Genomic DNA, 11,587 nt, shown 5'->3' on the forward strand with positions numbered 1-11,587 from the left:
GGACCGGCCCGGCACCCAGCACGTCGTCGTCACTGGGCGCAACGCGCCGGCCGCGCTGCTCGAAGCCGCGGACCTCGTGACCGAGATGGCCAAGGTCAAACACCCGATGGACGCGGGGCAGAAGGGCCAGAAGGGAATCGAGTGGTGATCCCAGGCAGATATGGGGAGCTCGGATGATTCCGCGGGTGGTGGTGGCGGCGCCGTCTTCCGGGGCTGGGAAGACGACGGTTGCTGTTGGGTTGATGGCGGCGCTGCGGCGGGCCGGGCACACGGTGGCCGGCTTCAAGGTCGGGCCTGACTACATCGATCCTGGGTTTCATGCCGTCGCGACCGGCCGGCCCGGGCGCAATCTTGATCCGATGCTCTCCGGCGAGGAGCGGGTCGCACCGCTGTTCGCCCACGGCGCCGCCGGGGCCGACCTCGCCGTGATCGAAGGCGTGATGGGCCTGTACGACGGTGCTCTCGGCACGGAAGGTTTCTCCTCCACGGCCCACGTGGCGAAGTTGCTCCAGGCACCTGTCGTGCTCGTCGTCGATGCTTCAGCGGCAGGACGTAGTGTCGGGGCAGTCGTGACCGGATTCGTAGCCTTCGACACCGGTGTGCGGATCGTCGGGGTGATCCTCAACAAGGTCGGATCGGACCGGCACGAGGCCGAGGTTCGTGCTGGTGTCGCGCCGACGGGCGTTCCCGTACTGGGCGTGCTCCGCCGCGACACCCGCCTGACCGTGCCGAGCCGTCACCTCGGACTGGTACCGGCTGACGAGCAGCGTGCGCAGGCGGAGACTGCTGTGGAGGCCGCCGCCGAGTTGGTTCGCCAGGGGGTCGACCTGGAGGCGTTCGTCCAGGCAGCCCGAGCCGCGGCACCGCTCGACATCGAGGCGTGGGATCCGGCCGCTGAGGTGACACCGGCGGAAGAAGATCGTCCGGTGATCGCGATGGCCGGGGGACCGGTCTTCTCTTTCCGCTACACCGAGACGGCCGAACTACTGACCGCGGCCGGCGCGGACGTCGTCACCTTCGACCCACTCAACGATTCTTTGCCAGAGGCAACCGCTGCGCTCTACCTCGGAGGCGGCTTCCCGGAGATGCATGCCGAGGCACTGTCGGACAACGTCAAGTTGCGCGAGCAGGTTGCGGCCGAGATCGCCCGTGGACTGCCGGTGGTCGCGGAGTGCGCCGGGCTGCTCTACCTGTGCCGGGAGCTCGACGGTCACCCGATGACCGGCGTACTGCCTGCTACCGCGCAGATGACGGGCAGTCTGACGCTGGGGTATCGCACGGCGATCGCGGCTTCCACCACGGCGTTCTTCGATGAAGGACGCCGGGTTCGTGGGCACGAGTTCCACCGGACTGCCGTGCACCTGGATGGGGAGGTCGCGCCTGCGTGGTACCTGCCAGGCGGGACCGAGGGAATCACCTTGTCTTCTGTGCATGCGTCGTACCTGCATCTGCATTGGACGGCGACTCCGGACGTTCCCGCGAGGTTGGTTGCGGCCGCGCGGATTCATGCGGGGCTTGAGGAGTGAGCCTGGTCGTGGGGATCGGCCTGCGCACCGGTACGTCGTACCGCGAGCTGCGGGACCTCGTGGACGGCGCACTGGCAGGGCTGGACCCACGGGACGTCAGCTGTGTCGTCACTGTCGAGGGCAGGGAATCGGAGCCTGGACTGCAGCGGCTAGTGGCGTCCCTCGGTGCTGAGCTGCTGACCGCACCCGCGCTGGAACTCTCAAAACAACCTGTACCAAGCCCTAGCGACCGCGTCGAACACTTAGCCGGTACTGCGAGTGTCGCCGAAGCCGCCGTGATCCAGAGCGGCGCTGTGCTCGTAATCCCCAAGCAGCGCTCAAAGCGGGCCACCGTAGCCATCGGCCGATTGCTGCCGGGGGATGAGGCGGCTCCTGGGTATGGGGTGCGGGAGCGGGAAACCGTGCATCGGGTGTTGGCTGAACGGCGGGATGTGCGGCGGGGGTTTCTTGATCGGCCGATTGCGGACGATGTTCTGACGCGGGTGCTGGAGTCGGCTCATCGGGCGCCGAGTGTCGGGTTGAGTCAACCGTGGGACTTCTTGCTGGTGCGGGATGTTGCGACCAGGCGGAAGGTGCATGATCTGGCAGTTGCGCAACGAGATGCGTTTGCCGCGTCGCTGCCCGCGGATCGGCGGTCTGCGTTCGGCGGGCTGAAGATCGAGGCGATTCTCGATACTCCGCTGAACATCGCCGTCACCTGTGATCCGGGGCGGGGCGGGCGGCACGTGCTCGGGCGGCATGCGGATCCGCGGACTACCTGGTTCTCGGCGGCGATCGCGATTCAGAACCTGTGGCTGGCGGCCCGCGCGGAGGGGCTTGGGGTCGGCTGGGTGTCGTTCTTCGAACCAGGTGAGGTTGCTGCGGTTCTCGACCTGCCGGCGCATGTCGAGCTGGTGGGATACCTCTGCGTTGGGCATGTGCGGGAGTTCGCGGCCGCGCCTGAGTTGGTGCGGACCGGGTGGGCTGCGCGGCGGCCGCTTTCGTGGGCGGTTCACCAGGAGGCGTGGGGCCGCCGGGGCCTCCCGGGGGAAGAGCCGGGCCCGGCGATCGCAGTACAGGCTGCCGCTGCCGGCGAGAGCCCGACTGCGAGTGCTGGCGGCGAAGGCTCGCCTGCGGGTGCCGCTGGTGATGGGGTGGTGGTGAGTGCTGCCGGCGGTGGGGTTGCTGTGGGGGCCGCGGCTGGGCGGCAGGTTGTTTGGGTGGTGGTGGTTGGGGGTGGGGATGTGGCGGAGTATCTGCAGCGGGCGGAGGCGCTTGTTGTGGTGGTTGGTGGGGAGAAGCCCGCGGCTGACTTCGGGGTGTTGTGGCGGCCGGCGCGTACTGCGGATGAGGCCGTGGAGCTTGGTGTCGAAGTGGCGCGGGACCTGGTTCTGCAGGGGGTTGGTGAGTTGGTTGTGGAGTGTCCGCAGCCGTCTGAGCTCACTGCGGGCCTTGCGCGGGGGATGCGGCTCGGGGGACTTGCCTGTGGGGTCGCCGTCAACGGCGTCGATGAGCCCGCCGGGGTGACAGACTCCTCGGCATGACCGTTCCACCGCAAGGCCCAGCGCCCATGTACGTGCCCGCCTTCTCGATGAAGCAGCGGATCACGATGATGGCGAACAAGTACGAACTCATCACCACCAACCCCGACGGTACGGACGGCCCGCTGCTCGCGTTCGCGCAGCAGAAGCGGATGGCCTTCAAGGAAGAGGTCACCTTCTACGCCGACGACACCAAGTCGCAGGTGGTGTTCTCGTTCAAGGCGCGCAAGCGGCTCGACCTGGGCTCCGGGTACGACGTGTTCGACGCCGGCGGCCAGGCGATCGGGTGGTTCAAGAAGGAGTTCGGCAAGAGCTTGCTGCGATCCAGCTGGCAGCTCGGGACGGCCGGTCTACAGACGAACGGGACCGAGCGGAACCCGACGATCGCGATCGTCCGGCGGCTCTGGGAGTTCGTCCCGTTCATCGGGGAGATCCCGCTGCCGTTCATCTTCCACTTCGACTTCACCGAACTCGAGACCGGCCAACCGGTGCTCTCGGTCGAGCGGAAGGTCTCCGTTCGCGACCGCTACCGGGCCACCGTCCACGACAATCGCCTCGACTTCCGCGTCGCCGCCGCGATGACCGTGGCCCTGGACGCGTTGCAGAGCCGGTGAGCAGCCGGGCTCCCTCTTTTGGGTGAATGAACCCTGAGCCACTTGGTTCACGCCTGTCACAGTGCGAGTCTTATAGGCATGGGTGCAGCGCAGCGCAGTCGACGGTGGTTGGTTCCGGTCACGGCAGTCGCAGTGGTGGCGGGGGTGGCGGCGCTCGGGCCAGTGGTCGCGGACGCGTCTCCAAACCTGCCCGGAATCTCGGCCCAGGACCTGCTCGCGAAGGTTCAGACGGCGAAGGTCGACGGCCTGTCCGGCACGGTGACCACCTCGCTGGACCTCGGTCTGCCTGCGATCCCCGGTGTGGTCGGCGGCGAGGACGCCAGCCAGTTCACCGATCTGCTGAGCGGTGAGCACACCGCCCGGGTCGCCTTCGCCGGTCCGGACAAGGCCCGGGTCTCCGTGCTCGACCAGATGGCGGAGCGGGTGCTGACCACGGACGGTAAGACCGCTTGGATCTACGACTCGTCCAAGCGTGAGGCCACCAAGATCGCCGTTCCGGCCCACACCCAGAAGCCGCAGACCACGCCCCAGAACCAGACGTACGACCCGCAGGCGGTGGCCAAGCAGTTCCTCGCCGCGATCGACCCGTCCACCAAGGTCGAGGTGACCGGTACGGAATCTGTTGGTGGCCGCGATGCGTACAAGCTGCGCCTGACCCCGAAGACGGACAAGTCCACCGTCGGCTCGGTGACGCTGGCGGTCGACTCGAAGAACTGGGTCCCGCTCCAGGTCACCGTGATGCCGCGGACCGGTAACGATCCGGCGGTCCAGGTGGGCTTCTCGTCAGTCTCGTTCGCCGTTCCCTCGGCGAGCACGTTCGCCTTCACCCCGCCCAGCGGGGTCAAGGTCACCGAGCAGAAGGTCCCGGCCGCCAAGGAGCCGAAGACGCTCCCGAAGAAGCCTGACGCCACCAAGCCGGCCGCCGACCAGCCGACCACCGTCGGCACTGCCTGGGAGACCGTGGCAGTCCTCCGCACCGGCAAGTCCGGGCTGCCTTCCGGCAACCAAGCGCTGGACCAGCTGCTCAAGAACGCTCCGACGGTCCAGGGCAGCTGGGGATCGGGCAAGATCCTGACCACCAAGATGGTCAGCGCCCTGATCGCGGACGACGGCCGGGTGTTCGTCGGAATGGTCACCCCGGACGCCCTCCAGTCCGCCGCCGCGAAGGCCCCCCGCTGAGGCTTCAGACTCGGGCCCGGGGACCGGTGACGACGTGACGCTGACGCCCGGGACGCCAGGCCCGACCGGCGCAACCGGAGCGCTCGGCGCAACCGGGACGCTCGGCGCGACCGGGACGCTTGGCGCGACCGGGACGCTTGGCGCGACCGGTACGCCGCCGGTGGTTACGCGGGGGCTGACAAAGCGGTTCCGCAGTGGGCAGGTGGCTGTGGACTCCGTTGATCTGGAGGTTCCGGCCGGGAGCATCTTCGGCTTCCTCGGCCCGAACGGGTCGGGTAAGACGACGACGATCCGGATGCTGCTCGGTCTGATCGCTCCCACCTCGGGCGAGGTGGAGCTGCTCGGCCAGCCGATGCCGAAGGCGCAGCTCGCCGTTCTACCGAGAGTCGGGGCGCTGGTCGAGGGACCGGCGTTCTACCCGTTCTGGACCGGCCAGGCAAACCTGCTGCGCTTCGATGCGGCCGACCGGACCGCCGATCCGCGGACCCGGAAGGCGAGGGCCGGCGAAGCGCTCGAGCGGGTCGGCCTGTCGAACGCCGCCGGCAAGAAAGTGCGGAACTACTCGCTCGGCATGAAGCAGCGGCTCGCGATCGCCGTCGCCCTGATGCAGCAGCGCGACCTGCTCGTGCTCGACGAGCCGACCAACGGCCTCGACCCGCAGGGCACCCGCGAGGTGCGGCTGCTGATCCGCGAGTTGGCGAAGGACGGCACCACCATCTTCACCTCCACCCATTTGCTGGCCGAGGTGGAGCAGCTGTGCACCCACGCCGCGGTGATGAGCCGCGGGAAGCTGGTGCGGCAGTCAACGATGGCCGAGCTGCGTTCCGAGCTCCGCCCGCGCTTGGTGGTCCGCACGCCGGATCTCCAGCAGGCGGAGCAGACCCTGACCGGCCTGGGCGTCGCCGACCTCAAGGTCACCGAGGAGACGGTCGACGGTGACCCAGGGGAGCTGCCGATCGACAAGCTCGCGGCCGCGCTGGTCGCCGCCGACGTGCGCATCCACGGTTTCGGCCTGGAGCGGCCAAGCCTGGAGGATGCCTTCGTCGCACTGACTGGGGAGGGCTTCGATGTCGCCGAATGACCCCAGCCTCAACTCACTTCCTGCTGCCGGGCGGCACCAGTCGCGCCTCCCACTGACTCCCACCATGGCAGGTGTCCTGTGGCCGTGATGACTGATTCTGTGGAGGCCGGCCGGCCGAGTGCGGGGCGGCATACGGTCGCGTTGTTCGCGTCCGAGTTGCACCTTGTCTTCGGGCGGGCCCGGACGTGGGTGCTGCTGGCCGTGCTGGCGGCCGTGCCGATCATGGTCGGCGTCGCGATCAGGCTGTCCGGTTCGTCCGGCGACGATGCCCAGGGCTTCCTTGGTCAGGTCGCCGGCAACGGGCTGTTCCTGGTCGTCGCGAGCTTGGCCTTGTCGCTGCCGTTCTTCCTGCCAACTGCCGTCACGGTGATCTCGGGGGAGTCCCTCGCGGGCGAGGCCAGCCTGGGCACCCTGCGAAACCTGATGACCGCGCCCGCCGGTCGTTCGCGTCTGCTGGCGGCGAAGATGGTCGCGCTGGCTGTGTTCTGCCTGGCTGCGACGATGACGATCTGGCTGTCCGGACTGATCGCAGGCGTCGTGCTCTTCCCCGTCGGCGATGTCGTGCTGCTGACCGGCACGACCGTCTCGCTCGGGGACGGACTGCTCCGGGCGTTCGGAATCGCCATCCTGATCGCGGCGTCCCTGCTCGGGCTCGCCGGGATCGGCCTGTTCGTGAGTTCGCTGACGTCCACGCCGCTGGCCGCGATGGCGGCCACCTTCGGCGCGTTCATCGTGTTCGGGATCCTCGGGGCGATCCCGCAGATCGACGTGATCCACCCGTGGCTGCTGATGTACGGCTGGACGTCGTTCGCCGACCTGCTCCGCGACCCGCCGTACTGGGACTCGATCGTGCGCAACCTGCTGCTGCAGGCTGCCTACCTGGCTGTCTTCTATGCCGCGGCGTGGGCCCGCATCACCTCCCGCGACATCAACGGCTGAGACACTGAGCGGGTGCACCCAGACCTGGTCTCCGTACTGCGCTGCCCGGTCTGCGGCGACCACCTCGGCTTGACCGACCGGACGGCAAAATGTCCGAACGGCCATGCGTACGACCTGGCCAAACAGGGCTACCTCAACCTGTTGCCGAATGCATCGACCGGCATCGAGGGCGATTCCGCCGCGATGATCGAGGCCCGGAGCACCTTCCTCGACCACGGCCACTACGCCCCGATCCGCGACGCCCTGATCGCCCACGTTCCAGGCGAAGGCGTAATCGTCGAAGTCGGAGCCGGTACTGCGTACTACCTGGCCGGCGTCGTCGCCGCAAAGCCCGGACGAGTCGGAATCGCCCTCGACGTCTCCCGGTACGCCGCGCGCAGAGCCGCCAAGGTGGACCCCCTGATCGGCTCGGTGATCTGCGACGCCTGGCGCGAACTCCCGCTGCGCGACGCTGCCGCGCGGGTGATTCTCAACGTGTTCGCCCCGCGCAATGCCGCGGAGATGGCCCGCATCCTGGCTCCCGGCGGGACCTTGCTCGTGGTGACCCCGAACCAGGCGCATCTCGCGGAACTGGTCGGCGTACTGGGCATGGTCCGGGTGGATGAGCAGAAGGAGCGGCGGCTGAAGGAGTCGCTCATCGGATTCGCACGGATCAGTGAGGAGATCGTCGAGGCCGGGATGCGGCTGGATCACCCGGAGGTCGAAGAGTTGGTCGCGATGACGCCGAGCGCGCGGCACGTCGATCCCGCCGAGCGGGCGGAGCGCACCGCAGTACTGGCTGATCCGGTGGAAGTGACGCTGTCGGTCACGGTGTCGGCCTGGCAGGTCGCCTGATTCCCTGGGGTGCCGGCTCGAGCTCGGCACCCATCGGGCAATCAACAGGCGAAAAGGGTCAGGCGGCTGCGCTGGTGAACTGGCGAGCGACGACGGCCGCGTGCTCCTTGGCGGCGACGTGTGCCTCCGCCTCGGACACCTTGGACGCGTCGATCAGCGACTCCATCCCCGGGCTGACCGGAGCCAGGGTCAGCTCGGCGACGGCTGTCCGAAGGTCCATTTGGAGGGCGTCACGGAAGATCCGCTCCAGGTAGGGCGTGGAGTGGTCCCAGCCGTGCTTGGGAGCGCCTTCGCCGTAGCCACCGCCACGGGCCAGGGTGAGGATGATCGGCTTTCCCGCGACGAGACCCGCGGTCTGCAATTCCCCGACTGTGAGCAGCAGGTCGATCCAGGTCTTCACGTGCTGGGAGACTCCCCAGTTGTAGAGCGGGACCGCCACCAGCACCGCGTCGGCCGACACGAACTCGTTCGTGATCTCGTCGGCCAGGGCCTTGGCGTCCGCGTAGTCGGCGCGGTCGGAGTCGTCGGGCGTCGGCAGACCGAGCTTGCCGGCGATGACGGAGGGCCAGACATCGGCCGGGATCGGGTGGCGACCGAGGTCGCGCCGGACCACGACACCGTCCGGGTGCTCCGATCGCCAGACGGCCTCGGCGCTGTCGGCCAGGGCACGGCTGACGGATCCGTCGACCCTGATGCTGGCGTCGACGCGAAGGAGGGTGGTCATAGTTCTCGTTCCTCTCCAGAAACGGTAGGGACTAGCTCAGCGATGAGCTGCTCCGAAGATAGTCTGTTCAGCAGAACATATTCAAGCCAGATCATATTCCGGATGGCGTAGACCACGTAGGATGGGGGCGTGACAAGTTCTTCGCCCGAGCGCCGCGGGGGTGCGGCGACATCAGTCGAGGCCGACCTCGGCTGGGCGCTCGGCGTCGTCTTCCGGCGCTACGCGAAAGAGGCGGCGGCGGCGCTGGATAGTGTGCCGGGCGGTCCGCGTGGCTATCAGGTGCTGACCACGGTCACAGGGGACGGGCCGAAGCGGCAGCTCGATCTGGCCGCCCAGCTGAGCGTGGACCGGACGGTCATGACCTATCTGCTCGACGACCTCGAGGAGGCCGGGGTAGTCCAGCGGCAGCCGGATCCGGCGGACCGGCGGGCACGCCTGATCGTGGCGACCGACCAGGGCAAGGAAGCGGTCTGCGAGCTGGAACGCCGCCTGTCCGCGGCTGAGCACGAGGTGCTCGGCAGCTTGGACGAGGGTGAGCGGCTGATCTTCCGCATGCTCCTGCAGCGGGTCGCCGTGAGGGCGGACGCCGCCGATCCCGTCGACGACGCCTGCGCCCTGGCCGACGCCGACGACATCACCAAGACCTGAGTCCAGGCGGGGTTCAGCGGAGCGGGACGAAGCCGGACTCGTAGGCGAGGATGACGGCCTGGGTACGGTCGCGGGCGCCCAGCTTGGACAGCAGGTTCGCGACGTGGGTCTTGATGGTCTGGACTCCGAGGATGAGCTCGCCTGCGATCTCCGCGTTGGACAGGCCCTTGGCCATCAGGCGGAGTACCTCCTGCTCCCGCTCGGTCAACTGGAAGCCGTCCAGTCCCGCGGGTTGCTCAGTCATATGCGCCAGCGCGAGGGCTCGGATCGCCTCCGGGAAGAGGAGTGAGTCGCTGCCCGCGACCGTGCGGATCGCCGCGATGATGTCGTCCGGGGGAGTCCGCTTCAGCAGGAACCCGGAGGCGCCCGCCCGCAGCGCGTCGTACACGTAGTCGTCGTTCTCGAAGGTGGTGACGACGAGTACGCGGGGTGCCGGGTCGAGCCCGTCGAGGAGCAGCTTGGTGGCGTGGATCCCGTCCACGGCGGGCATCCTCACGTCCATCAGAACCACGTCCGGCCGGGTCCGGCGGACCACCGGCAGGACCTCGGCACCGTCGGCCGCCTCGCCCACCACGGTGAGGTCGGGCTCCGCGTCGATGATCGCGCGCAGGCCGCTGCGGATCAGCGGTTCGTCGTCCACTACGACCACCGAGATGTCCACTGTCATCCTTTCGTCGTCACGGCGACCGGGAGGGTCACCGCGAGCCGCCACCCGTCGGCGACCAGGCCTGCCTCGACGGTGCCGCGCAGTACGGCGACCCTTTCACGGATCCCGGCCAGTCCACGGCCGCCGCCCGAGTGGTCCGACAGGCCGGTCACCGGGTTCGTCAGTTTCAGTTGCAGGCCGGTGGTGTCGAGGCTGATGGACAGCTCGACCTCCACCTCGTCGGCGGGTCGCCCCGCGTGCCGGATCGCGTTGGTCAGCCCTTCCTGCACGATCCGGTAGGCCTCGCGGGACACCGCTGCCGGCAGTTGGTCGAGATCGCCCGATCGGTGCACGGCCACCGTGATGCCGCCCGCCCGGGTCGAGTCGACCAGCCGGGCGACATCGCCGAGGGTGGCCTGCGGGGCGGTCTGGCTGCCCGGCCGGCGATCGTCGCGGAGTAACCCAAGGACATGGTCGAGGTCGGCGAGGGCCGCCCGTGCAGACGTCTCCATCGCCGCCAACGCGGTCTCCGCGAAGGCGGGGTCCGTGGCCAGCAGCTTCCGCGCGGCGGCCGCCTGGATGGTGACCAGGCTGAGCGCGTGGCCGACGCTGTCGTGCAGCTCCCGCGCCAGACGGTTGCGCTCGGCAAGTGTCGCGGTCCGCCGCTCGAGCAGCTCGATCCGCTCGGCCGGGGTCGGCCCGAGCATCCGCGGGGCCCAGTGGGCGAGGAGTGCCCCGATCGCGGCGGAGATGACGAATACCAGGGCGATCCCGGCGAGGGCGGCCAGTGGCATCCACAGATCACGCCAGCTACCGGTGACGTCGTACTGGATGCCGGGGGCAAGTTCATGGGAGCCGTGCTCCCGGAAGGGGGCCGCGAGCAAGACCGCGCCGAAGCCGAAGACGGCGGTGGTGAGGATGCCCGCGCAACCGCCCGCGGCCAGGTGCAGGCAGAACCACACGGTGGTCCGACGCCGCTGCGGCCAGCTGCGGGCCGGGCCGAGCGGACGCTCCTCGAAGCGGACCCCGAGCAGCGACTCGACCGCGATGCCCTCCACCTCCCGCACGGCCGGCAGCATGCCGAGCAGCACAGGAGGGCCGATCACCACCAGCGCGTCCAGGATCCCGGTGAGGACGCGGGGGAGATGGAGCTCGCCGACCAGGGCGACCAGGCCGGTGTCGACCAGGATGAACGCCAGCACCAGGGCAGCACCCAGCAGCAGATAGACCCACCGCAGGTACGTCGACCCGCGCACCAGCACCTTCACCCCCACATCCTGTCAAAGCCGGCCCGCACCGGCCTCCCTCCGCGGAGGGACAACGCCACCCGTCCGAGGGGGCCGGATACGAACGGCGGGGTGAGGTTGGTTCCAGACCCCGGAGAGCGGTTGCATGACCTGGATCACAAGACGGCCGGGTTTACACAAATTTGTCCCTGTCTGGGCAGCTTCTGCCCGGTCGGACGTCGCGATCTGCTGTCCGGACGGGTACGGTCTGTGGTCGGGGCGGGATGCCCGTCCGGTGGGACTGGCATGGGGAACGGCTCCAGGATGGGCGGCAATCGGGCTCTGTTGGGGACCTGGAACGGTGCACGTAAAGACACCGTGAAGTCCCCGCGGGCCGATTGACCACCCTTCCATATTTGATGTTTGATCAAATATCGGAGAGGAGAGGTCCAGCATGAGGTTCAGACGTTCGGCTGTTGCCGGCGTGGCGGTGTTCGCGCTCGCTCTGCTCAGCGCGTGCAACGACAGCAATCCTGACCAGAGCGGGGAGGCGTCCCTGACGAAGGTCAGTTACCTGACCTCTTTCAACAACTTCGGCCGCGAGGCCTATGCCTATGTCGCCCTTGAGAAGGGCTACTTCAAGGACGCCG

12 protein-coding genes and 1 pseudogene are annotated in these 11,587 nt (G+C 68.6%); 10 read left to right on the forward strand and 3 right to left on the reverse strand.

The features are described from left to right. From VFG33_RS06555 to VFG33_RS06590, 8 genes are all read left to right on the forward strand, one after another. Positions 1 to 148 (forward strand): cob(I)yrinic acid a,c-diamide adenosyltransferase (locus VFG33_RS06555; protein WP_325023487.1); only part of this gene is annotated, 148 nt, incomplete at its 5' end. A gap of 25 nt (positions 149 to 173) precedes the next feature. Beyond that, positions 174 to 1,526 (forward strand): cobyrinic acid a,c-diamide synthase CobB, encoded by a 1,353-nt coding sequence (locus VFG33_RS06560; RefSeq protein ID WP_325023467.1) that lies wholly within the window; start codon positions 174 to 176, stop codon positions 1,524 to 1,526. Beyond that, the gene (gene bluB, locus VFG33_RS06565; RefSeq protein WP_325023469.1) at positions 1,523 to 3,049 is read left to right on the forward strand and encodes a 5,6-dimethylbenzimidazole synthase; all 1,527 of its coding nucleotides are present in this window, start codon (positions 1,523 to 1,525) and stop codon (positions 3,047 to 3,049) included. Before VFG33_RS06560 ends, bluB begins: the two co-directional genes overlap by 4 nt. Further along, entirely contained in the window at positions 3,046 to 3,660 is a 615-nt protein-coding gene (locus VFG33_RS06570) for an LURP-one-related family protein (RefSeq protein WP_325023471.1), read from the forward strand. Before bluB ends, VFG33_RS06570 begins: the two co-directional genes overlap by 4 nt. A gap of 78 nt (positions 3,661 to 3,738) precedes the next feature. Next, positions 3,739 to 4,839, forward strand: coding sequence for a LolA family protein (locus VFG33_RS06575; RefSeq protein ID WP_325023473.1), 1,101 nt, complete (start codon positions 3,739 to 3,741; stop codon positions 4,837 to 4,839). A gap of 34 nt (positions 4,840 to 4,873) precedes the next feature. Next, positions 4,874 to 5,920, forward strand: a complete 1,047-nt coding sequence (locus VFG33_RS06580; protein ID WP_325023474.1) for an ABC transporter ATP-binding protein — start codon at positions 4,874 to 4,876, stop codon at positions 5,918 to 5,920. An 87-nt stretch (positions 5,921 to 6,007) separates the two neighbouring features. After that, positions 6,008 to 6,859, forward strand: coding sequence for an ABC transporter permease (locus tag VFG33_RS06585; protein ID WP_325023476.1), 852 nt, complete (start codon positions 6,008 to 6,010; stop codon positions 6,857 to 6,859). Positions 6,860 to 6,871: 12 nt separating this feature from the next. After that, a complete protein-coding gene (locus tag VFG33_RS06590) occupies positions 6,872 to 7,693 on the forward strand; it encodes a putative RNA methyltransferase (protein WP_325023478.1) in 822 nt (273 codons plus the stop codon). Between the two features lie 58 nt (positions 7,694 to 7,751). Here VFG33_RS06590 and VFG33_RS06595 read toward each other — a convergent pair whose 3' ends face one another. After that, a complete protein-coding gene (locus VFG33_RS06595) occupies positions 7,752 to 8,417 on the reverse strand; it encodes an FMN-dependent NADH-azoreductase (RefSeq protein ID WP_325023479.1) in 666 nt (221 codons plus the stop codon). A gap of 129 nt (positions 8,418 to 8,546) precedes the next feature. On the opposite strand from VFG33_RS06595, the gene VFG33_RS06600 reads away from it, so the two are divergent. Then, a complete protein-coding gene (locus VFG33_RS06600) occupies positions 8,547 to 9,065 on the forward strand; it encodes a MarR family winged helix-turn-helix transcriptional regulator (protein WP_325023481.1) in 519 nt (172 codons plus the stop codon). A gap of 13 nt (positions 9,066 to 9,078) precedes the next feature. Here the strand turns inward: VFG33_RS06600 and VFG33_RS06605 are convergent, their stop codons facing one another. Together VFG33_RS06605 and VFG33_RS06610 are read right to left on the reverse strand one after the other, a co-directional pair. Continuing rightward, on the reverse strand, positions 9,079 to 9,732 hold the full coding sequence (locus VFG33_RS06605) for a response regulator transcription factor (RefSeq protein ID WP_325023483.1): 654 nt from the start codon (positions 9,730 to 9,732) through the stop codon (positions 9,079 to 9,081). After that, positions 9,729 to 10,979 carry a sensor histidine kinase gene (locus VFG33_RS06610; protein ID WP_325023485.1) on the reverse strand — a complete coding sequence of 417 codons (1,251 nt, stop codon included), beginning with the start codon at positions 10,977 to 10,979 and terminating at the stop codon, positions 9,729 to 9,731. The genes VFG33_RS06605 and VFG33_RS06610 overlap by 4 nt, the downstream gene beginning before the upstream one ends. 412 nt (positions 10,980 to 11,391) lie before the next feature. Between VFG33_RS06610 and VFG33_RS06615 the strand changes: the two are divergent. Then, positions 11,392 to 11,587 (forward strand): annotated as a pseudogene (locus VFG33_RS06615) (ABC transporter substrate-binding protein); the annotation flags it as partial.

Source organism: Kribbella sp. (assembly GCF_035687465.1).
Lineage (GTDB): Bacteria > Actinomycetota > Actinomycetes > Propionibacteriales > Kribbellaceae > Kribbella.